21 protein-coding genes are annotated in these 24,737 nt (G+C 45.2%); 14 read left to right on the top strand and 7 right to left on the bottom strand.

Features of this window, described 5'->3' with window-relative positions:
- A partial coding sequence (locus L4C44_RS07550) for an IS3 family transposase (RefSeq protein ID WP_372271563.1) occupies window positions 1-267 on the top strand: 267 nt, incomplete at its 5' end.
- Window positions 268-391: 124 nt separating this feature from the next.
- Here L4C44_RS07550 and L4C44_RS07555 read toward each other — a convergent pair.
- A complete protein-coding gene (locus L4C44_RS07555) occupies window positions 392-2,029 on the bottom strand; it encodes a methyl-accepting chemotaxis protein (RefSeq protein ID WP_428804752.1) in 1,638 nt (545 codons plus the stop codon).
- A 259-nt stretch (window positions 2,030-2,288) separates the two neighbouring features.
- Between L4C44_RS07555 and L4C44_RS07560 the strand changes: the two genes are divergently transcribed.
- A complete protein-coding gene (locus L4C44_RS07560; RefSeq protein ID WP_017069797.1) occupies window positions 2,289-2,714 on the top strand; it encodes a DUF3010 family protein in 426 nt (141 codons plus the stop codon).
- Window positions 2,715-2,817: 103 nt separating this feature from the next.
- Here L4C44_RS07560 and L4C44_RS07565 read toward each other — a convergent pair whose 3' ends face one another.
- Window positions 2,818-3,717, bottom strand: coding sequence for a DMT family transporter (locus tag L4C44_RS07565; RefSeq protein ID WP_428804753.1), 900 nt, complete (start codon window positions 3,715-3,717; stop codon window positions 2,818-2,820).
- 123 nt (window positions 3,718-3,840) lie between these two features.
- Here L4C44_RS07565 and L4C44_RS07570 point away from each other — a divergent pair, with 123 nt between their 5' ends.
- The 4 genes from L4C44_RS07570 (at window position 3,841) to L4C44_RS07585 (ending at window position 9,186) form a co-directional block, all read left to right on the top strand.
- Window positions 3,841-5,268: an aminotransferase-like domain-containing protein gene (locus L4C44_RS07570; protein ID WP_428804754.1), complete on the top strand. Its 1,428-nt coding sequence runs from the start codon at window positions 3,841-3,843 to the stop codon at window positions 5,266-5,268.
- Between the two features lie 119 nt (window positions 5,269-5,387).
- On the top strand, window positions 5,388-6,392 hold the full coding sequence (locus L4C44_RS07575; RefSeq protein WP_019821382.1) for a LacI family DNA-binding transcriptional regulator: 1,005 nt from the start codon (window positions 5,388-5,390) through the stop codon (window positions 6,390-6,392).
- A gap of 145 nt (window positions 6,393-6,537) precedes the next feature.
- Window positions 6,538-8,001: a Na+/H+ antiporter NhaC gene (nhaC, locus tag L4C44_RS07580; protein WP_428804755.1), complete on the top strand. Its 1,464-nt coding sequence runs from the start codon at window positions 6,538-6,540 to the stop codon at window positions 7,999-8,001.
- 12 nt (window positions 8,002-8,013) lie between these two features.
- A complete protein-coding gene (locus L4C44_RS07585) occupies window positions 8,014-9,186 on the top strand; it encodes a MalY/PatB family protein (RefSeq protein ID WP_428804756.1) in 1,173 nt (390 codons plus the stop codon).
- A gap of 95 nt (window positions 9,187-9,281) precedes the next feature.
- Here the strand turns inward: L4C44_RS07585 and L4C44_RS07590 are convergent, their stop codons facing one another.
- Window positions 9,282-9,851, bottom strand: a complete 570-nt coding sequence (locus tag L4C44_RS07590; protein WP_428804757.1) for a GNAT family N-acetyltransferase — start codon at window positions 9,849-9,851, stop codon at window positions 9,282-9,284.
- Window positions 9,852-11,084 carry a MerR family transcriptional regulator gene (locus L4C44_RS07595; RefSeq protein WP_428804758.1) on the bottom strand — a complete coding sequence of 411 codons (1,233 nt, stop codon included), beginning with the start codon at window positions 11,082-11,084 and terminating at the stop codon, window positions 9,852-9,854.
- Between the two features lie 495 nt (window positions 11,085-11,579).
- Here L4C44_RS07595 and L4C44_RS07600 point away from each other — a divergent pair, with 495 nt between their 5' ends.
- Entirely contained in the window at window positions 11,580-12,743 is a 1,164-nt protein-coding gene (locus L4C44_RS07600) for an amino acid permease (RefSeq protein ID WP_146490371.1), read from the top strand.
- Window positions 12,744-12,862: 119 nt separating this feature from the next.
- Here the strand turns inward: L4C44_RS07600 and L4C44_RS07605 are convergent, their stop codons facing one another.
- Window positions 12,863-14,842, bottom strand: a complete 1,980-nt coding sequence (locus L4C44_RS07605; protein ID WP_428804759.1) for a methyl-accepting chemotaxis protein — start codon at window positions 14,840-14,842, stop codon at window positions 12,863-12,865.
- A gap of 392 nt (window positions 14,843-15,234) precedes the next feature.
- Here L4C44_RS07605 and L4C44_RS07610 point away from each other — a divergent pair, with 392 nt between their 5' ends.
- Both L4C44_RS07610 and L4C44_RS07615 read left to right on the top strand, forming a co-directional pair.
- Window positions 15,235-15,408 carry a hypothetical protein gene (locus L4C44_RS07610; RefSeq protein ID WP_186728027.1) on the top strand — a complete coding sequence of 58 codons (174 nt, stop codon included), beginning with the start codon at window positions 15,235-15,237 and terminating at the stop codon, window positions 15,406-15,408.
- A 191-nt stretch (window positions 15,409-15,599) separates the two neighbouring features.
- Window positions 15,600-16,184 carry a TetR/AcrR family transcriptional regulator gene (locus tag L4C44_RS07615; protein WP_428804760.1) on the top strand — a complete coding sequence of 195 codons (585 nt, stop codon included), beginning with the start codon at window positions 15,600-15,602 and terminating at the stop codon, window positions 16,182-16,184.
- 120 nt (window positions 16,185-16,304) lie between these two features.
- On the opposite strand, the gene L4C44_RS07620 is transcribed toward L4C44_RS07615, so the two are convergent.
- Window positions 16,305-18,170, bottom strand: coding sequence for a fructose-specific PTS transporter subunit EIIC (locus tag L4C44_RS07620; RefSeq protein WP_428804761.1), 1,866 nt, complete (start codon window positions 18,168-18,170; stop codon window positions 16,305-16,307).
- 331 nt (window positions 18,171-18,501) lie between these two features.
- Here L4C44_RS07620 and L4C44_RS07625 point away from each other — a divergent pair, with 331 nt between their 5' ends.
- Both L4C44_RS07625 and L4C44_RS07630 read left to right on the top strand, forming a co-directional pair.
- A complete protein-coding gene (locus L4C44_RS07625; protein WP_192891341.1) occupies window positions 18,502-18,804 on the top strand; it encodes a PTS fructose transporter subunit IIB in 303 nt (100 codons plus the stop codon).
- Between the two features lie 7 nt (window positions 18,805-18,811).
- Complete coding sequence (locus L4C44_RS07630; protein WP_428804762.1) at window positions 18,812-19,585, top strand: PTS sugar transporter subunit IIA; 774 nt, start codon at window positions 18,812-18,814, stop codon at window positions 19,583-19,585.
- Window positions 19,586-19,604: 19 nt separating this feature from the next.
- Here L4C44_RS07630 and L4C44_RS07635 read toward each other — a convergent pair whose 3' ends face one another.
- The gene (locus tag L4C44_RS07635; protein WP_215402871.1) at window positions 19,605-20,444 is read right to left on the bottom strand and encodes a helix-turn-helix transcriptional regulator; all 840 of its coding nucleotides are present in this window, start codon (window positions 20,442-20,444) and stop codon (window positions 19,605-19,607) included.
- A 377-nt stretch (window positions 20,445-20,821) separates the two neighbouring features.
- Here L4C44_RS07635 and L4C44_RS07640 point away from each other — a divergent pair, with 377 nt between their 5' ends.
- From L4C44_RS07640 to L4C44_RS07650, 3 genes are all read left to right on the top strand, one after another.
- Window positions 20,822-22,726 carry a PTS fructose transporter subunit IIABC gene (locus tag L4C44_RS07640; protein ID WP_428804763.1) on the top strand — a complete coding sequence of 635 codons (1,905 nt, stop codon included), beginning with the start codon at window positions 20,822-20,824 and terminating at the stop codon, window positions 22,724-22,726.
- Between the two features lie 89 nt (window positions 22,727-22,815).
- Entirely contained in the window at window positions 22,816-24,033 is a 1,218-nt protein-coding gene (gene manA / locus L4C44_RS07645; RefSeq protein WP_428804764.1) for a mannose-6-phosphate isomerase, class I, read from the top strand.
- Between the two features lie 258 nt (window positions 24,034-24,291).
- Window positions 24,292-24,732, top strand: coding sequence for a PTS sugar transporter subunit IIA (locus L4C44_RS07650; RefSeq protein WP_428804765.1), 441 nt, complete (start codon window positions 24,292-24,294; stop codon window positions 24,730-24,732).
- The last annotated feature ends 5 nt before the right edge of the window (window positions 24,733-24,737 follow it).

Genomic DNA, 24,737 nt, shown 5'->3' on the forward strand with positions numbered 1-24,737 from the left:
CATCGACAGTATCAAAAAAAGGTAGCGGAGAGTGGGTTAACACAAAGCATGTCGAGAAAAGGTAACTGCTTGGATAATGCGGTTGCTGAAAACTTTTTTGCTTTACTCAAAACAGAGATGTATCACAACCAAAGCTTTGAAGATGCAGATGCTCTGATAGAGCAAATTAAAGAATACATCGAGTACTACAATACCAAACGTATAAAAGTGAAACTAAAAGGCCTGACTCCGATAGAATATCGAACTCAGGCCTTGAAAGCCGCTTAACAGAAATGTCCAACTTTACGGGGTCACTTCATTGAGCACGGGCTTTTTTGTCGTTCAGCGCTGATTAATGGAATTCAAACGAACAACCAGTATCACCTCATATTCGTCTGTCTAGCTTTGAAAATTACACTTCAAACTGAGAAACAAGGTTATCAAGCGCTTCACACTGTTCTGCCAACGCCATACATGCGTTCTCAGCACTGCTCGCCATCTCTACCATTTGCACGGTGCTTTCTGCGATACGTTGGACGTTTTGATTCACTTCTTCCGACACTTGAGATTGCTGGGAAGCCGCTGTGGCAATCTGCGTGTTCATCTCATTCATCTTGCCAATTGAGTTACGAATCTCCCTCAAGGAAGACGCCGCCGTTCCGGCTTGAATAATGGTTTTCTCACCACTCACTTTGCTTTCAGTCATCACGCCAACCGCGTGTTTCGCACCCACTTCTAAGCGTTCAATCATTGATTGGATTTCACCGGTGCTGTCTTGAGTTTTGCTCGCAAGCGCACGAACTTCATCGGCCACAACCGCAAAACCACGACCTTGTTCACCCGCACGTGCCGCTTCAATCGCCGCATTCAATGCCAACAAATTGGTTTGCTCTGCAATGCCTTTGATAACTCCCAAAATAGAAGCGATGTTCTTCACATCGGTATCCAACTCTTGAACCACACCACCCGCATTTTCAATATCTTGCGCTAAACGCTCAATTGAAGTGACAGTTAAACCTAATGTAGTATCCGCAGATTCCACTTCATGGTTTGCTACATTGCTTGCTGTGGCCGCATCCAGTGCGTTACCGCTGACCACTTCACTGGTCGCTTGCATTTCATGTACTGCCGCAGCCACTACTTCACTTTCTTGTTGTTGATTAGCAGAGAAAAGAGCAACACTTTGAGTCAATGATTTGATGTTTTCCATCTCTGAACGAACCGCATTTGACGCTAAGATAACTTGCTCAACTGTCACGTGAATCTTACCGACAAATTGATTAAACGCAGAGCTCAAACGTGCAATTTCGTCATTGCCCTCAACATGCATACGCTGTGATAAATCGCCGTCGCCAGAAGCAATCTCGCTCATCGCTTTTTCGACATTTTGAATTGGACGAATAATAAAACGATTCGACAGCCACATCGCAAACAACGCCGCTAAGATAGCAACCGCCATACCCACTTCAATGATCAACTTACTTGATTCAATCGAATCGTCGGCTTGTTGGCGAAGCTCTTTCTGCTTCAGTTCAATCAGAGTTCGGATATCACGCAGTTGCTTACGAATAGTTGCAAACTCAGCATCTAATGCAGGTGAGTAATCAATATTGTATTGGTCTGCGTTTGCTGGATCAGCGAACATTGGCTCGTGCAGTGCCACCCACTTGCTCATCGCATTAACAAGCTTTGATAACTCATCACGTGAAGATGGATCCAACACGCCCGCTTTATATAAGGTTTCAACACTTTGAAAACGAGGAACCGCTTTGTAAGCGTTGTCTTTAAATTCAAACTTTTGGTACTCGATCGCCGCTTGGTCTTTAGCAAGCAACAGACCTTGTGCCGAAGCGATAATCTGGTAGATATCTCGGTAGCCATCTTCTAGGTTATCTAGGACTGGCTGAACCACATTATTGAGCTCGTTATTAATCGCAGCTTGAGCATTTGATCTGATAACGTTGAGCACAGTAACAGTAGAAAAAACAATCACAATCACAAACAGCGGGATCGCGATTTTACTCTTAATCGAAAGATTATTGATATTCATTGGGATTAATAACCACACTTCAAATAGGGATGCGCGCGCAATATACAGCACACATATGAAGTCTCGCTAAAGATTTGTGAGCCTCATCTCATAGCAAACGATATCGTCAAATTTCGTGGTGATTATTCGACTATAGCTCAACTCCCAAACGTTAAGGCATGCTCTGATTTAGACTTATTTTCCGCTGATACACGCAAATACTGGAGAAGTGTGAGAAATAACACCATAATGTAGGGCTCTAAAATAAGTAGGTAAGAACATGAAAATTTGTGGTGTTGAAATCAAAGGTAACGATGCAGTCATCTGTCTTCTTTCTCTATCAGATGGTGTATTTAACATTCCTGATTGCCGAGTTTCTAAAGTTTCAATTAGCGACGCAAACGACACACAGAATATGAAAGACTTTCAATTCTCTTTTGCAAAGTTAATGGAAGATTACCAAGTAGATAAAGTTGTAATTCGTCAGCGCCAAACTAAAGGCAAATTTGCTGGCGGTGGTTTCGGCTTCAAACTTGAAGCGGCAATTCAGCTGATCGACGGCCTAGATGTAACCGTTGTATCACCGGCTGACATCAAAGAGAGCCTTAAACGTAACCCTCTAATGATGAAGTTCAAAGAAACTGGCCTTAAACAATACCAAGAAGCGCCGTTTACTACGGCATACGCTTGCTTGATGAAGCGCTAATAAAAAGTCGCTAGCCAATATTTGATACAGAAAGAGCCTGAATATTCAGGCTCTTTTTTGTTTCTAGTAATCAGCTTTAAGTAGAATTAGTTTGCTATACAGACTACCTCTCTAACGCTGTTCGTCTGCGGACCTTAATTAACTCCGGCTTCCTCACCACCAAATACACAGCTGTTGCTGACAACGCGAAGCCCATTGCCCCGTAGAAGTCGAACGATTCCCCAAAGATGAGCCAGGCTTGAATTGCTGTCGTCGGTGGCACCAAGTAAAACACCGATGCCACACTTGAAGATGCACCGTGCTCTACCATGTAAAGCAGCAAAAGGATGGCAACACAAGACAGAACAACCACCAGCCAGGTTAGAGTCAACGTGAATTCTACAGTCCAGTTCACTTGCATGGTTTCGTAGCGCATTGCGAACGGTAGAAACAGAGCAGCAGAAGCCAAATATTGGACCATCGCACCGCCGACCATATCCGTCCCCTGACAGAAGCGCTTCTGATACAGAGTGCCGCAGGTAATACCCACTAAAGAAACCAAACACAATAACGTTGCCAAGCCTTTTTGGTCGTCTGACTGCCATTCAATATTGCCCATCAACACCAAACTGATACCCGTAAAACCAAGCGCTAATCCCAACCACTGTGCAAAATTAAAACGCTGCGAAGTACAGCTGATCATAATCAATGCGGTAAGAATCGGTTGCAAACCAACAAGTAGAGAACTCAGCCCGGCGGGCATACCCATATCAATCGCCAGATAGGTGCCACCAAGGTAGAAACCATGAATCAAGATGCCAACCACACAAGCGTGGAAGAATGCGCGACCACGAGGGATACGACGCTTAAGGATTGCAATCAAAACCAAGAACAGCGCCACGTTGGCTACCATCCTCAGTGAAAGTAATGTTGCGGGTTCGGCGTATTCCACACCAAGACGCGCGCCGACAAAGCCTGACGACCACAATATTACAAACACAAACGGAATCATTTTAATCAGCATTACAAACCTCTGGTCAACTCTTCATCAATGCTGCTACCTTAGTTGGGTACAGATAACTAATAAAGACACAGATATAACACTTTAAATGGTTACAGATTAAAAGTGAGCACGAGGGAGAATAACGTGGAAGCAGAAGTCAGCGGCAATAAATACCTTGCTACCGAACAACATATTAAGGCTCAGATCGATAGAGGACTCTTTCATCCAGACGATCGCCTTCCCTCAATTCGTCAGTTAAGCGAACAGCTTGGCGTGAGTAAAAATACCGTGATTCGTGCCTACCAAGAACTGGAAGCGACAGGCTGGGTTTACTCAGTACCTAAATCTGGCTATCGCGTGAAAGCACCCAACACCACAAGCTGGGATTCGCCAAACCAACCTCAAAAAGTTGACCTGTTGTCGGTCACCAAGTCTGTACTCTCTCGTCCAAAAGGTCGTCTGAAGTTGCTGGCAGGCTCAGCACACCCGAACATCAACAACCCTGCGATTCGTAGCTTGTACGCCGAAATCGGTCGGCATAGCCGTTTGCAAACTCAGCTTCCCGGTTATTACCAACTGCCTCCTGGAGACGAGCAGTTAGTAAAGCAGTTGTTAAAGATCACCCATGATCTTGGTGTGCCTGCGGGATCGAAAGAGATTGCGATTACTCATGGTGCTCAACAGGCGATCAGCCTGGCTCTGCGTGCGCTCACCAAGCCCGGCGACATAGTGGCCGTCGAGTCACCATGTTACTTCGGTAATCTACTTTTACTTGAATCGCTTGGCTTGCAAGTCCTTGAAATTCCAAGCAGTGTTAGCCACGGTATTGATATTCCATCACTACAGAGCGCGTTAGACAAATGGGAAGTGAAAACCTTACTGCTAACGCCAAACTTTACCAACCCGACAGGCTCTAGAATGCCTCTTGCTAATCGAAAATCCTTGTTGGAGATAACCGGATCTTTGCCTATTATCGAAGATGATGTTTTCGGCAGCTTAGCGTTTGACGCACCAATTGCCAGCCTCAAAGAGCTTGATGATCAAGATAGAGTTATCTACGTCAACTCATTGTCTAAAACCTTAGACTCACGCTTGCGAATCGGTTGGTTGCTGTCCGGGCGCTACCAACCTTTGGTCGAAAAGTACCTTTTATGCGACAACATGGGCAGCTCAAACCTGATGCAATCGGCAGTGGGGCAGTTCCTCACCACAGGCAAATACCGCAGTCACCTTTCGAAAATGAAACGGCTTTACCAAACCAATCAAAAGCAATTCCAAAGCCTTTTAATTCAAGCATTAGATAGCCACCCTCACCTTGTCGGGCGCTACCACTTATCAAGACCTGAAGGCTCTTTTTTAAACTGGATAACACTGCCTGAGTCAGTCGATAGCTACGCGGTCTATCAAGACTGTTTAAAGCATAAGTTGGGGATTTTACCCGGCACAGTGTTTGGGACGAATGACCAATATAAACATTGCCTTCGCTTCACTGTCGCCAATATTGAAGAGAGCAAAGAGTGGAAAGAAGGGGTAGTGACACTAGCGAAGATAATCGCTAAGCATACACACTAGAGAGTGTCAGGCCTGCCCTAGATACCGTGATAATCATTAATAAGGTTTGACCTTATTAACATTTTCAACAGCAAAGATTCGCTACACTCGCAGCCTTTCTATGCCTAGCGGAGTCCGACGTGGCAACTATCAAAGATGTAGCAGCACTTGCCGGAGTTTCAACAGCAACCGTTTCACGAGTAATGAACCGTACCTGCTATGTCGAACCAATCACGTTAGAACGTGTAGAACGAGCAATCAAAGAACTCAATTACCATCGTGATGCACGAGCAACCGCTCTGGCGAATCGAAGTAGCAACACCTTAGGTTTATTAACCGGCAATTTAGCTGACCCTTTCTTTGCACTAGTTGCAAAAAGTGTTGAAGAAGTTGCCCGCACCAACGGCTATCAACTGGTTGTAGTTAGCGGCGGCCACAATGCTCAGCGCGAGAAAGAAGGTCTCGACTTTCTTATCAGCCAAGGCTGCGAGGCGATGGTGGTTCACTCAAAAATGCTCGATGACGCGACGCTATTACGCTACACCGCTCAGTTACCCGCGATGGTACTACTCAACCGCACCATCGCCCAAGTATCGAACCGCTCAGTATGGGTAGACAATAGACTAGGTACTCAAGTATCAGTGCAACACCTGATCAAGCTTGGGCACAGAAAAATAGCTTATGTGTCCAGCGACCTGCCCATTCAAGACAGAACCGATCGATTGGAAGGCTACCGAGAGGCCATGAAAGCGGCCAATATCGAAATACAACCCAACTGGATCATCAGCCAAAACTTTAGTGAGTCAGGCGGTGAAGCGGCTGGCGACATCTTGGCGAGTCAATGTCCTGAGGTTACCGCAGCTGTCACCTTTAATGATGTGATGGCCGCAGGCTTAATGACCAGCCTGCAAGACCAAGGTATCTCTGTACCCAACGATATTTCGGTGATCGGCTTTGATGACGTCTTACTCGCTCGCTACCTTTATCCTCGATTAACCACAATGCACAATCCTATTGATGAAATGTCGACCTACGCAGCCAACCTCGCAATTAAGTTAAAGTCAGCGGGGTACGTACCGCCAACACAACATAAATTCGAAACAACCTTGGTTGAAAGGCAGACCGTTAAGCCAATCAAGCGCTAAAATTAGACAAAACGTGACCGAAATCTCATGTACGAACCTCATGTAACCGCTTACATGAAAACAGTATTGAAGTCTCACTTTCAATGCTAGAGCCCACTTATTATCCACTCCGAACAAACCCTACATTCACCTGAGGACAACAAATATGAATAACTCAAAGCCTCTACCATCGTTCGGATTAGCACTAGCACCTATAGCCGTTATGTTTGCGTTGCTTGCTATTGGATACGGTTTTTTAGGACTTCGCATTGAAGTGCTACTACTGATTTCTGCAACTTTCACTGCATGCATTGCTTGGAAAATGGGCTATAACTGGGATGACATCATCAACGCCATTGTTGAGAAACTTGCTAAAGCCATGCCCGTCATTTTGATTTTAGTTTCCGTAGGCGGCCTCATTGCCAGTTGGATGATCAGCGGCACCATCCCATACATGGTTTACTGGGGGCTTAAAGTCATCAGTCCTGAATACATCCTGATCGCCGCATTCTTCGTAACTTCTATCGTCTCGGTATGTACTGGTACTTCATGGGGTTCTGCAGGTACGGTTGGTGTTGCATTGATGGGGGTTGCGGCAGGTTTAGACGTGTCACTTGCTGCCGCAGCGGGTGCTGTTGTATCTGGTGCTTACTTTGGCGACAAGATCTCGCCTCTTTCTGATTCCACAAACTTTGCACCTGTCGTTTCAGGCACCACACTGTACGAACACATTCAGCACATGCTTTACACAACACTACCGGGGTTTGTGATTGCTTCTGTTGTCTTCTTCTTTGCAGGACAAAGCGCTGATGTGGCAAACATTGGTCAGCCAGAGAAAGTAACGCAAATCCTTGCGGGGCTAGATAGCCTTTATAACTTCAGTATCTTCCTTATCATCCCACCAGTTATGATCCTATGGGGTGCATTAACTAAGAAACCCGTTCTACCACTAATGTTAGGAGCTTCAGCACTAGCGATTGTACTGGGAATGGTTCTACAAGGATTCTCTCTACAACAAGGCTTCCAAGCTTATGTCGACGGCTTCAATGTTTCATTGTTTGAAGCAAAAGGAACAGTGACTGATGGGCTAATCCCAGACGTATCAAAACTGCTTAACCGTGGTGGCCTGTTCTCAATGATGAGCACCATTCTACTGGTGTTCTGTGCCTTCTCTTTCGCTGGTATTTTAAGCCTGACGGGCGCGTTAAATGTGGTACTGGGTCGTTTCCTGCATCTTATCCACTCAACAGGACAGCTTATCGCATCAACAGTGATCGCGACTATTACCGTAGTTTTCACGACATCAGATGGCAAACTAGCTCTTCTTATTCCAGGTGAATTGTTCCAAAACGCTTACCGTAAAATGGGGCTAGATACTAAAAACCTATCAAGAACCATCGAAGACGCGGGCACGATTATTGAGCCACTGGTTCCTTGGACTGCTGCGGGTATTTACATGGCAAGCACACTAGGTGTAGCGACGCTAGATTACCTACCTTGGGCAATCCAATGTTACACCGGTGTCGTTTTCGCTCTGATTTATGGCTTCACTGGGTTTGGTATCGCCCCTGCAAAACCAGAACAGTCAGAAGACTCCGCAGAAACTTCTCTAGCTCACAGCATTAAGTAAGGCTCACATCATATGAATTCTTTCGACAATACGATTAACCGCCGAAATACAGGGTCGGTAAAGTGGGACTTTATGGAACAGAAGCTAGGATTGGAAGGGTCTGACTTATTGCCAATGTGGGTCTCTGACTACGATTTCCAAGCTCCTCAGCAAGTACTCGACCGTTTAGCTCAAGATATCGCTCATGGTATTTTTGGGTACTCAGAACGTCAGGATGACTATTACCAAGCTGTGATTGATTGGTTTAGAAACCAACATGACACTGAAATAAAAAAAGAGTGGATAACCACGATACATGGTGTGTTACCGGGTATCGCAATGGCGCTGCAAATGCTCACTCAAGAGAATGACCAGATCGTTATTCAAAGCCCAGGCTATGGTTCATTTCGTAAGATCATCGAACTGAATGACCGCAGGGTTTTGAACAACCCACTGATTGAATCTGATGGTCACTACCAGCTTGATTTTGCTCACTTGGAAGACTGCTTTGCTAGTGGTGCAAAGGCGTTGATCTTCTGTAATCCTCATAACCCTACAGGCAGAGCATGGAACGAGCAAGAAATAATGCAAGTTGCAGAGCTGTGTAAAAAACACGATGTGTGGCTGATCAGTGATGAAATTTGGAGCGACCTAGCGCTAGCATCCAACATATTCCATTCAACATTGAAACTACCAAGTTCGCTAACCGACAAACTTATTGTGGCGACTGCGGCCAGTAAAACTTTTGGCTTGTCATCATTAAGAATCTCTAACTTCATCATTCCAAATGCAGAATTGAAAGAGCAGTTTGTTCGCCGTTTAGATGCTCATGGCATGGATTGCTTCAACAACCTATCAATGTCCGCTGCGACCACGGCATATCAAGAGTGTGATACTTGGCTAGCGGACTTAAAGCAATATTTGCAAGGCAACATCGAAACGCTGCATGGATTCTTGAAAGCAGAACTACCTAATGTTCGCTTTGTAAAACCTCAAGCGACTTACCTCGCATGGCTTGACTGCCGAGCAATGGAAATAAGTGACACTGAGCTTGAGAAAAAACTCATTGCAGCCGGAATTGTACCGAGTATGGGTTGTGCCTTTGGAGAGGAAGGTTCTGGGTTTATCCGTTTGAACCTAGGGTGTCCTGCTGAAGTATTAAATGATGCATTGGTACGACTTAAGGCAGCATTAAACGCCAATTAATAGGCAATCAAATTACTTAATCCGATCAATACAACAAAGCCCAATAGGAAACACCTATTGGGCTTTCTCTACTTCTCAATTTTTATTTCAAGCAACTACCAATATTCAGCATGAGCCAAGCCTTTAACGCAATTCGATTTTTCACTTGTTACTTTAACTTCACCGCCAATCAACGACTGAGCCAACCAACCGTGAGGGAAACTCAATTTAAATGGCGCAGGGATCTGCTCAACGGTAATTTGCCCAAAGCCAACTTTGGAATAGTAACTAGGGTCACCGTATGTCACAGCAAGTTCAACGCCCTGATCCTTAAGAACCTGTAAACCAAAGTTAATCAGCTTTTGGCCAATACCACGTTTTTGAACCTGAGTACTCACCGCTACTGGTGAAAGCAAATATGCCTTCGTTTCATCGTCAAATGAAAGTGGTGTAAAGATAATCGCGCCTATAATCGTGCTATCCGTATCTGACTCACTAGAATCATCTGCAGCAACAAAGCAAAGTAGCTCTGTCGAATCCGTGATCGTTAAAAGATCGTTAGCAAGCTTACCCACTGTTTTACCTTCGTTCTCGCCTTCTGAATCCGTAAAGGTTTGAGTAAAAAGTTGAGTGATCGTTTCGATCTCGCTTGAATCATATTGTTTCAATTTCATGGTGTTCTTCACTTAATGTACTTTCTTCAACACAAAAAAATGATAATCAAAATCACGCAGCCCAGAGCCTTGAGAACCTTCTGAAAGGTCACTCTTAGGTTTACTGTTATTGAAGAATTGTTTAATTTCATTGTCGCAATCTGCGAGCGCTTTAGAATTCGGCATCGTCGCTTTCAAAGCCTCGACTTGCTTTTGTAAAGGCAGGTAATAGGCGAGCCAACCGGTGTCGCTCATCGCGAAGTCATCCAATACTTGATAACCCTCTGCTTTTGCTTGTTTAATTCGCTCAGGTACCGTCGTCATGTCTGGGTATTCTTTCTGCCAGAATGCTTTGACAGGTTCGCTCGGGTTCTCGGTGTTCCACACCAAATCATTCACGACCAATATGCCGTCATCAGTAAGTAACTTTCGCCACTGTTTAAGTGCTTTCTGGACACCCATGATGTAGGCACTGCCTTCTGACCAGATCAGGTCGAACGACTTCGCTTCAAACGGTAAATCCATCATGCTTGCGCACACGGTTTGAACATTACTTTCTAAGCCAGATGCCTGTGCTTGCTGAGTCAGAATATCTAAACTAGGTTGATCGTTGTCTACCGCTGTTATCTGCACATCCGCTTGATGTTCTTTAATGGCTCTCGCTAACACAGTTGTTGCAATGCCTTTGCCACAACCAATCTCAAGTACCTGTTCCGGTGAACTAGGCACTTTGACAAATGCCTCTAAGGTATCTTCAGCCGTTCCAGGTCCTAAGCGCTCTAAACCCTCGAAGATGGCGCCAAAATCCGCCATATATTGTTCATGTTCATTCATGTCTTTCGATAACCACTTCAATCGCAGCGCCTGTTTCTCATCAAAACCCTGCTTAATTAACCAATCGAGGTGTGCATCTGGCGCAATCTTGTCCATCGACTCATGCCACTCTTCTAAGCCGCTCTCACCCAGCATTGCTGCTAATAAATCTCGTGAACGTTGTTTTTGCACAAGCTCTTCGTCCAGTTGCTTAAGACGATTTTCCAACAAGCCACGTTCTATCTTTGCATCTAAACAGGCTTGGCACTCTTTAAGCGTTAACCCGCCCGCTTGCAGCTGCTGTAACAAGCGAACACGCTGCAGATCCTTTTCAGAAAAAAGGCGATAACCATTACTCTGGCGTTGAGCTTCAATCAAACCTAGCTTGCCGTAATACAACAATGTGGAGCGACTCAGGCCAACAAGTTCAGCTAATTCAGATATGCGATACATGCACTTCTCCCTCATTTCTATCTATAAGGTAAACTATGAAGCTATAGTCAGGTCAATACGAAATTATACTTCATGCCCCTCTTTTCCTAGTTTCCCGCCCTTAAGCTCAAATTGGAAAGGTCTCTAAGTGCCTATTTCAACCATAGAAGGCTAGTTACCAACATTACCCAACCAGACTTAGAAAAAGTAAGATATGAACTTGATGAAATAAAAACAAAACACTCAAAAAACATACTTTTTACTAGCTAAGTGGATCTACTTCTAAATCGTTCAATAATTAACAAATGTTAACCAAGCGCTAAATAAAATCACCAGACGAATACATACAGGTAGCACCAATAACAAGTAAAAATCTCTTCGTAACTTTTTTAGAAAAAATCAAAATTTATTAGAAATTAACCCCTAATTTTACTGAGTAATTTGTTAGGCTTGGCAACAAATATTTACAATCCAAATAAAAACTAATTGGATAGCTAGAGGTTGTTTTTCTTGAATATGAAATTATTCGGCAGTTCCCTAATCCTTTCGGGAACGGCATTAGGGGCTGGTATGTTAGCCATCCCAATGGTATTGGCCCAATTTGGGTTCATGATCAGCTCGGTGCTGATGCTACTTATCTTTATTGGCACCACCTACTCTGCACTTCTGCTGGCAGAAGCGTGTACAAAAACCAAAGACAACAGTGGAATGAGCAGTGTTGCTTACCTAACTCTGGGCAGCAAAGGGAAACATTTTATCAATGCACTCTTCTACCTGCTGTTGGTATGCATGCTCATCGCTTATATTTTGGGTGTTGGTGACATCATTCACAAACTACTACTCGATGTTGGCGTAGACGTATCTGCATCTGTTGCCTATACCATTTTCAGCCTATTAATGGGTGTAATTGTAGTATCGGGTAAATCCTACATCGACAAACTGAATCGCGGACTATTCATCATGATGGTAGTCATGCTGTTTATTGTGATTGCTTCTCTATTTAGCAACATTCGTTTGGATTACCTAACTCAAACTAGCAACTACACAGCCAACGATGTCGTTCAATACAGTGCGGTTATCTTTACCAGTTTTGCCTCTATGGTGGTAATCCCGTCACTGGTTATCTACAACCGAGAAGCCACTCAAAAGCAGATCCGCAATATGATTTTGCTAGGCTCTGTGATCCCGCTAGTGTGCTACCTAACTTGGTTATTCGCGATTATCGGTAACCTTGGCACAGATGCGATCAGCCAGTTCCACAATATATCTGAGTTGATCTCTGCGTTTAGCGGGCAATCTGCTTGGCTAAAAGTAGTGATTGCACTGTTCTCAGCTCTAGCGTTAGTGACCTCTTTCCTTGGTGTATCTATGGCGCTTTACGACCAAAACAAAGATGCCGTCACCAACAATAAAGCGTTGGCTTATGCTCTAACCTTCATCTTACCTTTGGTATTAGCCGAGCTGTTCGCTAGCCAGTTTGTAAGCATGTTGGACTACGCAGGTATGGTGCTGGTGTTCCTAGCTATCTGGGGCCCACTCGCAATGGTGGTTAAAGTTCGTAGACCTGACTTCCCTCATCTACAAACTGAAGGCAGCTATACCGCAGCCGGTGGCGACACGGCATTGATGGCAACATTCGGCTTTGGGGCGTTGATTTTTATCTCTTGGTTTATGGGGTAGAGCTTATGGGTTAGCCCAAACATTGCTGATAAAAAAGCCCGTGAATCCTAAGATTCACGGGCTTTTTAGTTTTTACTAAGGCGGCTCTAATCGAACCGCCGTTGGCTGTTTTTAAAAGGTTAACTCTTAAACGTATTCGAGAGCTCTTTCAGCGATGTTGCCAATTCAGCTTGTTCTTTCGCTGTCGCAGCAATTTGGGTTGCACCGGTCGTAGATTCTGTCGACTTCTGTTCGACAGCCACAACGTTCTGAGCAATATCTTGAGTCACTACCGCTTGCTCTTCGGTTGCAGTCGCAATCTGCTCTGTCATACTGAATATCTCGCTCACAGCGCCTGAAATATCTTGCAGGGTCTGCTCTACGCCTCGAGAATCCTCCACCGCTCTTGAAGACATCTTCTTGCTATTATCAATTACATTAAACGCAGTTTGTACATCTGATTGTAGAGAGCTAATGAAGCCTTCAATCTCCAAGGTAGATTCTTGGGTACGTTGTGCCAAAGTACGTACTTCATCTGCAACCACGGCAAAACCACGGCCTTGTTCACCAGCACGTGCTGCTTCAATCGCTGCGTTTAGTGCGAGTAAGTTGGTTTGGTCAGCAACCGACTTAATCACATCAATCACGCTGTTAATGTTATTGCTACTTTCGTGTAGATGAGTGATTTTTTCAGCGAGGCCGTTAATCTCAGAAGCCAAGATCTCAATCGATTGGTAAGAGTGCTGAACCGTGCTCAAACCTGCTTGTGATTGTTCATTAGCCAATTTAGCTGAGCTTGCTGTTTGCTGAGTTTTAGCCGCGACCTCGTTCACCGTTGCCGATAGCTCCTCTGTTGCTGTCGCAATCAAACCAATTTGGTCTTGCTGCTCAACCAAGGTGTTGGAGTTGTATTGGCAAGTTTGCGCCGTCTCTTCAGCTGCAGAAGCAAGTGTCAAGCTAGACTGAGACAAGTTATCTATTACCTGAGAGAATTTCTCTAACGTTTCGTTGAGAGACGAAGAGATATGCCCTAGCTCACTCTCTCCTAAATACTTAGCTCTCACCGTTAGGTCATTATCATCACGAACAACAGAAAGTACTGAGGTTAGATTTTTTACTCGGAGCGTTAGGTCTGTAATCACTTTAAAGCTAACAAAGGTCGCAAAGAAAGTAATTGCAACAAATACCGCAATACTTGCAAACATCGCAGATTGAGCTTCACTCGCCTTGTTTTCAGTCAACGCGATAAGTGATTCAGCCAGTTGATTCTCCGTTTTCTTTAACTGAACAATACGAGCAGTTGATTGCGCGAACCAATACACAGGGTCTACATCAAAACCTCTCATTTTTGATTCAGCCACATCACGAAGCTTCTCGACTTCCGCGACCGAACGGTCATTTAATTGTTGTTGAAAGAAGCGAACGTTGTCTGGGTTACCCAGAACTTCAAAGTTCGAGAAATACGTGTTTTGCTGTGTCACCAAAGAGATGAACTTAACCAGCATACCTGGGCCAAACTCATTTTTAGAAAAAGTGTTATTTAGGACAGCACGCTCGATACCAGCTCGCTCTTTGCCTTGCAAGAAGTTGTAATAAGCGATGGTTTCCGTAGTGATGGTAGCATCGGAGCTTAACTCAGCAATTAAAGCTGATACGCTGAGCAGTTTTGCATTCAGTTTAGTGTAGTAACCTAAAGCCTCTGAAAGTGGGATCGACTGAGAATCAACACGATTACGAATAGACGTAATTTGATTTAGGCTTTGGCTGATTTCAGTGTTCAGACGGGAGATCTGGGGTAAGTCGATTCCTGCAGACTGCCAGTACTCAGCTCTCTGATTGCGTCTGTTATCCGCACTTGTTCTTTGCGCTCGCAGCTCACTAACAAACTTCGTACCTTGTGAGCCGATAAAACCTGCCGTCATACCGCGTTCTTTTTGTAGCTCATGTACAAGTTCGCTGTACACAACCGACAAACGAGTCAGTTGGTTTAATGACGACATTTCGCTGGTCGTTTCTACGCTTTTAGAAATCGTAGAAGCACTCAGCCATAGAAACCCTAAGATCGGTAAAATAAGCAAAGCGATGATTTTTTGCTTAAAAGACATATCGGTTAATTTCATTGTTATTTCCTAGCAGCTAACGAATCTTTATCTGTAATGTAATTAGACACACTTCTAAAACGGTGTACTTTTACTAAGATCATATAATCTTTAGTTTTATCAATTACCGTGCCATGTTATCGGCAATCGATAACGCTAGCATTTAACCTTACAAAATTCATTGGTTTATTTATAAATCTGTTAGCTATGCAACCTTATCGAACACAAAAACCGTGCAACAACATATTCCCGACGCAAGTGACTGAAAAATGACGCTTTTTATTAATACTAAAGGGGTAGGGAAACACTCAGGTTCGGCTGATTACTCACTACATATTAAGCAGCAACTATGTATAATGCCGCCCCGAAAAGTTAACAATTCAATCAACTAAAAAGCATAACCTGAGGTATTTATGGACTGTCCAGCTTGCGAAGAACACATTGGATGGGAGTGGGTAGAAGAGGAAGCCATCGAGCCCAATGAAGAGTTCGACTGCCCTGAATGTGAAGCAACTTTGATGTACACCATCGACGAAGGCACCTATTACGGTGCGCAACATAAAACCGTCGAAGTTGTCGACGACTAGCCTTCATCAGACATTGAGAAATATTTCACCGTAGAAGCAGTCAAAGCTCGTCATAAATTGCATTCAATCAAGCGCCTTATGCACCAGTAAGGTGCAAGACCGGCAATTAAGTCGAGCAAAACATACCTTTACTGGAACGAACGTTCAGCATAAAATATTGAACATATGTTCAGACTAATGAAGTAGATGTTATGGCCAAGACCGCGAAGTTCGATAGACAGGATGTAGTAGATAAAGCAACGAACCTGTATTGGGAAAAAGGCTTTCATGCGACTTCTATGCGTAATCTGCAAGACGTGATAGATATGCGTCCGGGTAGCATCTACGCGACTTTTGGCAGCAAAGAAGGTTTGTTTAAAGAGACGCTGGCTCGCTATACCGAACTTGGTATCCTCAATCTGAACAGTTTCCGCAGCGAAACAGACTCGCCTATCAAAGCGCTGGAAAACTTCGTAAAACGTGCCGTTGTCGAATCAAAACAGAGTGCGCCAAACGGCATGTGTATGCTGGCAAAAACGGTCGCAGAACTGACCGGTGAGCACGCCGAGTTATTAGAAGAAGCGAAGAAATCACTGAAGATCATGGAAGGTGAATTCGCCAAGCTGATTACCGAAGCACAAGATCTTGGTGAGATCAGCAAAGAGCGTGAACCGACTCAACTTGCTCGACATGTTCAAGTTCAGATCGCAGGCCTGCGTACCTACGCGAAAACCTGTGACGACATCGATTTACTTAACTCAATGGTTGAAGACGTATTTAAGTATCATCCTTTCTAAAAGCTGAGCTTGTTTTAGAAGCCATACAAAAAGACTCCACTGTTAGCCAAATGCTAGAGCGGAGTCTTTTTAGTTTTGATCTACTTAACTTTATAGATGATTAACTTTAGTGTTTAAGGGTTATACCTTTCTCATGATCAGCGCCTGTGCATTAAGCATCGCCTCTTTGGTGCTGACATCTAAGGTTTTCACATTCGCAAAGCGCTCGACTTCCTTAATCGCCACGTCATGAGCAAAGATCACCAACCTCGCCCTTTCAATGTCTTTTTGTGTGATGCGGTTACCTATCCCATTGGCACCTTGTGTTTCGACTTTGATCCGAACCCCAAGATGATGCGCCGCCTTTTCCAAAGACTTAGCCGCTAGGAAAGTGTGGGCAACACCAGACGGACAAGAAGTGATCGCGAGTACATCCGCTTGCCCTTCTTCTGTCACCGAACCACCCGCAAACTGGTTAGAGCGAGCCTCACCTTCGACCACATTCTTTTTCAACAGTATCACGATTAAAGCCGTTGTTAGTGCTCCCGCGAGTGTGCCAATGATATAGCCAATCTTGCCATCCACCACAGGCAGCACAATCCAGCCGCCCCATGGCGCATGGTTGACCACATGGAACATAAAGCCGACCACGTTACCGACAATACCACCAGCCACGACAGCAGGCAGAACACGTGCAGGATCGGCGGCGGCAAATGGAATAGCACCTTCGCTAATACCGATCATTCCCATGATGCCCGCCGCTTTGCCCGCTTCGCGTTCGTCTCTTTTAAACTTCTTCGGCGATATAAAAGTCGCCAGAGCCATGCCCAGTGGTGGCGTACAAATCGCAATGCCAACGCCACCCATCAACCAAGGCTGGGTATTTACCTGCGTTTGAGCAAACAGCGTTGCGACCTTGTTGATTGGGCCACCCATATCAAAGGCCGTCATAGCGCCTAAAATACTGCCGAGCACCATTTTTCCAGAACCTGCCATACCCGTTAGCATTTGGTTCATCTCAAGCATTACTTGAGCTATCGGAGAGCCAATCACCCACATCACCGCGCCACAAGTGACGAAAGTGCCGACGAGTGGATAGATGAAGATAGAGCTCAACGAGATCATACTGTCTGGCAGTTTGATCTTCTTGAGTAGATTAACCACAAAACCGGCAAAGAAACCGACCACAATCGCGCCGAGGAAGCCGGTATTGTATTGATTCACCGCCACCCAAGAACCAATCATGCCTGGAGCTAAACCGGGTTTATCAGCCATTGAGTACGCGATGTAGCCGCCTAGAACGGCAGTAAACAGAGTTAAGCCTGCGATACCCATCTGTGCGATGTCTGCCAGCACGCCGCTTTCAGGCACAGCACCATGGCCCGAAATCATCACCGACAAAGACAACAAAACACCACCCGCGACCACAAAGGGAATCATGTGTGAGGTGCCGTATAACAAGTGCTCTTTAAGGCGATTCAGCGACTGCGCCCAAGGGCTAAGTGGCTCGACGTAAACTTCATGATGGCTTGAGGCATAACTATCGAACGATTCAGAATTGGCTTCGAGAAACAGCTCTTGAGCCTCTTCAACCGACTCGACTGCCTTTAATTTTGTAACAAAGTCATCTTCAATCAATTTGGTCGAGATCTGAGCCAGTACCTCGATATGGTGGTCGTCATTGTTGTCTGGTGAAGCGAGCATAAAAAACACATCCGACAGTTCACCGCCATCGGCACCATAATCAATGCCCGTTCGGCTGATACCTACCGCGACGGCAGGTTTAGCAACGGCGGTACTTTTCGCGTGTGGAATAGCGATACCATCGTCAAAGCCCGTGTTACCTATGGCTTCACGCTTCCAAATGTCATCAAGGAATTCACTTTTATTAGAGAGCTTACCGGCACGATCAAGTAACTCGACTAGCTCTTCAAATACCGCCTGTTTAGAGTCTGCTTGTAGTTCCAAGCAGATAATCTCGGGCTCGATAATGTCAGTGATATCCATATGTTGATCTGCCTCACCTGATTTCAGACTGAAGTAATTAGGTTCTTCCGACCTAAGTTAAAATTCGATGTTAATAAGATGAAAAGATTAACGGTGTGAGGGCACTCAATATATAGGACGAAAGGTGCATTAACTGGATTATTGTAACCAAGGACTCATAGTGTGACGTCCACCTTGGAATAAAAAACGCCAATCCATAAAATCCACAGAACCCATAACAATATCGCCCCTCCCCTATGCGAGCTTTCCATACTGGATTTCCCATGCAAGATAGCTTTTGCAAGGTAACTTATGAAAGGTAATAAGGGACGAGATTAAGCCGAGAATAATAATGAGAATTGTAGCGGTAACTGCGTGCCCTACAGGCATTGCACACACCTATATGGCAGCTGATGCATTAAATAAAACTGCCCCTAAATTCAACGTTTCAATTAAAGTTGAAACACAAGGCGCTATGGGTATTGAAAACTTGCTCTCTGCACAGGACATTACCCTCGCAGACAAAGTGTTGATCGTCTCTGATATCGACATTGAACAACCAAGCCGATTCGACCCAGCTAAAACCTTATTCATTCCTATGGAAGAGGTGCTGTTAAGCGTCGACAAGGTTTTTATTAAGCATTGTCGAGCTTAAACCTTTCATGAATGAATATCAGATTACCTTCTTCGTTGACGATCCTGCCGCGAACTCACACGTCGCGCAGCCACTTAGCCGCTTGGCTAAGAAATTCAAAAGTACCATCCGTATTATCAACATCACTCAAAACCGAACCGCCGATCTCTCCAAGTCTGTCGCGATGTTACAAGTGGGTTTACTCCGAGGGGATTTGTGTCAGATTACCGCTGTGGGTATTGATGCAGAGCTGGCCTGTTTCGTTCTTAAAGACGTGGTTGCCGAGCATTACGCTATGGTTGGTTCGCAAGTGAATCATGAGTTCTCCAAAGATCTAATCCAGCGCATGCCGCAGATATGTCCACCTTGTGAGATCAATTGGCATCATGCTAAAGCTCAAACCCAACTGACTAAATTTGAATGCCTAAAAGGGCTCGCTCATCTGGTGTATCCACAAGATCCGGATGAACTGATTCTGGCGTTTATTAAACGAGAAGAACGCTCCTCTACCTGCGTGTCACCGGGGATCGCTCTGCCACATGTGATGTTTGAATCGACTCAAGATCTCTCGATTGCGGTCATCGTCAGTGACGACCCGATTGATTGGGCATCACGTATCGGCGAAGTACACGTTGCGATCGCTTTAGTGCTACCAACCAAACCACAACGAGAGCATATTGTGGCAGCTACCAACCTAACCAGAAATCTGCTTCACGATCAGGTCAACGAGCGTTTACAGAAGACCCGCAGCAGCGTCGATCTGCAAGCCCTGTTGATGTACATCTCATCTCGCCTTATTTGATTCATCAAATAGCTTGGGACTAGATAGATCCACGGTATTCGGTTGGGGTTTTTCCGGTTCGGTTTTTAAATACTCGGCAGAAGTAGTTCACGTCTTTGAAGCCGCAACGAACCGACACTTCATTGAGCTTGAAGTTGTACTTCTTGAGCATGAATTTAGCGCGGTCAACTCGCACACGGGTGATGTATTCTGCTAGCGTCATGTGGCCTTGTTGGCGGAACATTCGCGACAAGTGGTTCGATGAAATGCTAAAGCGCGAGGCGATGCTGTCTCGGGTGATTTGGCGGTGGAAGTTCTCTTGAATGTAGATACAAATCCCCTGATACACGTCCTGAACTCGGCTGTGAGATTTTTCGACAGGCGCTTCCAACATCGCCTTGCTGTATTGCAGCAGAGCTTGCAGCAATAACTCATCCATTGGCTGCTTATTACTCTCTCTCGCTAACGAGCTGAGCGCTTCTAGAATGTTATCAATCGCAAAGCCAGAGCGAGTCTGAATACTGTGCTTTTGGATATCGTAAAAACTCTCCTCGCCTTTGCGCTTACTCACCAAACTTAAACCCAACTGACGACGACCAAATAGCATGCTCAACACCGAACAGTCAGTGTCCCAATTGGGTTTATTCCAACAGTTGGGTGGGATGAAAATCGCGTCTCCGGCTTTGGCTATAACGTTGGTGATCTTACGGTCATGACTCTCCATTTCATTTATATACTCTCCGTCTAGCACCAACTCTAAGCGCGGAAAGTTCACCTGATAACTGCATGCTGAAGGTGTATGAAAATCTCCAGCAAACCAGATGTTATGAAACGGTTCTCGCTCATTTAACACAGACGAGATTAAGTCATGAAATATCATTCTTCGAACTCTTATAGGCAGCAATAAGGCTACGTGGATAGATATACTCCTTAGTGAAACATAGTGCTATTGAGCAAAATCACAATTTGAGATCTAGGTTACAAAAATCCAGTCGTGGAAATAAATCTCCAGTCACAAATCTGATATAGCACGTAATTTCTCTGAGAACCCAACACGCTGCAGCCCTTATAAATAAAAGCCTAAGCCCCTCAAAATCGCTGTCAACAGTGACCGAAAAACGCACCACTAACCGATCAAAATCACACTCCATTTAGAACGCATCAATCATCCAGTAAATGCATTTTTTCTTCACTACAGAAGGTAAGCAGTAGATTCCAGAATACCCCTAACAAAATAAAAAAGAGTAGGGGTTCATTATGATCACAACATTGATCAATCAAGATTTGATTAAGCTTTCGCTTAGCGCTGATTCAAAAGAAGAAGTATTCAAAGAGCTGATAGACGTGCTTTATGCACAAGGTCGAATTTCAGACAAAGCACAGTTCCTTGCCGACATTAAAGCTCGTGAAGAGCAAGGTAATACCGGGTTTGAAGAAGGCATTGCTCTACCACACGCGAAAAGCAGCGCGGTTATCAAACCCGCGGTTGTTATCGGCGTCCACAAGCAGGGCATAGAGTACGGTGCCGATGACGGCCAGCCATCAAAACTGTTCTTTATGATTGCGTCTCCCGATGGCGGCGACAACCATCACATCGAAGTACTGGCAGAGCTTTCTTCAAAACTGATTGAAGAAGGTTTTATCGAAAACTTCATGAATGCTGACTCTGAACAAACGGCGTTGGAACTGCTGCTTACCAAACCTGAACCATCAGCAACCGAAACCAACGTTGAGAAGCAAGGCTTCATCATTGGCGTGACTGGCTGTCCTGCTGGCGTTGCACACACTTATTTAGCAGCCGAAGCACTAGAGAAAGGCGCTGCGGCTCTTGGCTACGACATCAAGGTAGAGACCAACGGTTCTATCGGGGTTAAAAACAGCCCAACTCAAGAAGAAATCGAACGTGCGGACGCTATCGTTGTTGCTTGTGACAAACAAGTCGACATGGCTCGCTTTGCTGGAAAGCGCGTTATCAAAACCAACGTAAAAGCGCCAATCAAAGATGCGCAGGGCTTGATTAAACAAGCACTCAACGCACCTAGCTACCAAGCCGAGCAAACGCCGACCAATCAATCTGTTGTAGAAAAAGCATCACAAGCGCGTTCTGACCTTTATCGTTACTTGATGAATGGCGTATCACACATGATTCCATTCGTGGTGACTGGCGGCCTTTTGATTGCCCTAGCATTGGCGATCGGTGGCGAGCCAAGTGAATCCGGTATGGCAATTCCTGCTGGCAGCATGTGGAACCAAATTCTAGAAGTCGGTGTGGTTGCGTTCACCCTAATGATCCCAATCTTGGCTGGCTACATTGCTTACGCGATTGCAGACCGCCCTGCCTTAACTCCAGGTTTAATTGGCGGTTGGATTGCCAACAACGGTTCATTCTACGGCGCTGACGCAGGTACAGGCTTCATTGGCGCAATCATCGCAGGTCTATTAGTGGGTTACTTCGTTAAGTGGATTACCTCGTTTAACTACCACAAATTCGTTCAACCGCTTGTGCCTATCATGATAGCTCCGATCACTGGTTCTCTATTCATCGCGGGTCTGTTCATCTTTGTTATCGGCGCGCCAATCGCTGGGCTGATGGATGCTCTTACTGCGCTGCTAACCAGCATGAGCACAGGCAACGTGGTTCTGCTTGGTATTGTCCTTGGTGGTATGGCCGGCTTTGATATGGGCGGTCCATTCAACAAGGTGGCGTTCCTATTCTCGGTCGGCATGATTGCCAGCGGTCAAACTCAGTTCATGGGTGCAATGGCGTGTGCTATTCCTGTGGCTCCACTAGGCATGGCTATCGCAACCAGACTTGGCCGTAAGTTCGACCTGTTCGAATCTTCTGAAATCGAAGCGGGTAAAGCAGCAGGTGCGATGGGCTTGGTGGGTATCTCTGAAGGTGCGATTCCTTTCGCGGCTCAAGACCCAATGTCGGTTATCCCAGCCAACGTACTTGGTTCAATGACTGCAGCGGTTATGGCGTTCTCATTCGGCATCACCAACAGCGTTGCTCACGGTGGTCCAGTGGTCGCTCTACTCGGGGCAATGAACTACCCAATGCTCGCACTTCTGTGCATGGCATCAGGGGCGGGCGTGACTGCAGTTACTTGTATCGCGCTTAAAAATCTACGCAAAGCCAAACTAACGACAGCTGCGGCTTAAGCCATTTCAACTCCAATGGCTTGAGCCCCTCTACTCTCCTTTTTGGGAACGAAAGAGCTCAAGCCATGTTTCCCTTCATGGTGATTTCGATGTCTGATTTTTCTTTGACGAACGACTCGTTCGTACAACGCTTTTTCTACCCTATGACCAACGTAATTCAAAACTACGCATGGGGTAGCCCGTCTTCATTCAGCCAACTGTTTGGTATTGATAACCAGTCTGGTGAACCGCAAGCAGAGATCTGGATGGGCGCTCACCCTAATGGTTGTTCGATGGTGACCGACAATGGTCAGCAAACCACGTTGTCGAACTTGATTTCTAAGAATCTAAACCTGTTTCTAAGCGAGAAAGTCGCGAGTCGTTTTGGCGAGCTACCATACCTTTTTAAGGTGTTAGCGGCTGAAAAAGCACTGTCTGTACAAGTACACCCAAACAAACAACAAGCTGAATCTGGATATGCACTTGAAGAGCAGCAAGGCATTCCAATGACCGCGGGCAACCGTAATTACAAAGATGCCAATCACAAACCCGAGCTGGTGTATGCCCTAACCGACTACACGGCGATGAATGGTTTTAGGTCGATAAGCGAGATCCTTGAGCACTTCCATTACCTCGATATTCCAGAGCTGCACTCGATGGTTAACGATCTCGCGGGCGACCAGACTCCCAATGGATTAGCCTGCTTCTTTGCAAGCCTGTTGTCTCTAGAAGGGGAGCAAAAAGGCATGGCGTTAACCATGCTGCTCATGAAGGCCAAGCTTTCGGATAAACGTGTATTCCAATTGATTTCAGAACTGGAAGCTCAATACCCTGGTGATGTCGGCTTGTTCGCTCCGCTGCTATTGAACGTGATAACCCTAAAGCCAGGGCAAGCCATGTATCTGGATGCCGAAACGCCTCACGCTTACATCAAAGGCACAGGCTTAGAAATCATGGCGAACTCAGACAATGTGTTGCGTGCAGGGCTGACGCCTAAATACATGGACGTAAATGAACTGGTTTCTTGTACTCGATTTAATGAAAAGCCCGCGGATAGATTACTGCTAAGCCCGATAGAGCAAGGTGATGTGATGGAATACGAAATTCCGGTCGAGGATTTTAAATTCTCTATCGTGCAAAACTCACAGCAACGACAGATCACTACCGAAGGTGCCGAGATCCTACTACCTCTCGACGAATCTATGGTGCTTACTCACCAGTGCGGCGAAACCTGCGTGATAGAGAAAGGCCAATCGGTATTCATTCCTGCTTATGCTGAGAGTTACAAACTGGACTGCGTTGGACGTGTAGCACGCGCTTACAGCTAGCTCTCTCAGCTAACAATATTCACTAATCATGCCCTGCTGTTGCGGGGCATTTTTGTTTCTGAAGAGGCCAGTCTACGTGTCAAAAACATAAAAAATACGTCATCAAATATGACTCAACTCACACTGGATGAATGATGCAAATCACACTTAATTTTGCTGGATACAAATGTACAGTGAAGGGCTTTTATTTGCTATTTCGCGAATCGGGTTAATCCATTAATTTTAATTCAAGAACTTCAATACTGAATGAGTTAATAAATGATCACACAGCTAACTAACGTCAACTTAATTAATAACAACCTTCAAGCGAATAATAAGAAAGAACTGTTTGAAGAATTGGCAGGCATGTTATTTGAGAACAACCGAATCAGTAACAAAGAAGCCTTCTTGGCAGACATCGAAATTCGTGAATCTCAAAGCATCACTTCAATGGACGGCCTCGCTTACCCACACTCGAAAAGCAAGGCCGTAACAGAGCCGGCAATCGCTGTAGGTGTAAAGCGCGAAGGCATTGAGTATGGCGATGAAGACGGCATTAATCCAACCGTGTTTTTTATGATTGCCTCACCAGATAACGGTGCTGACCATCATATTTATGTACTACAAGAACTATTTGGAAAATTCAGTGATGAATTTATTCAAGATATCCATAACGCAAAAGATGAACATCAAATCCTTAATATTTTAATTAATTCATAAGGCGT

Source organism: Vibrio satsumensis (assembly GCF_050337435.1).
GTDB classification, from domain to species: Bacteria; Pseudomonadota; Gammaproteobacteria; order Enterobacterales; family Vibrionaceae; genus Vibrio; species Vibrio satsumensis.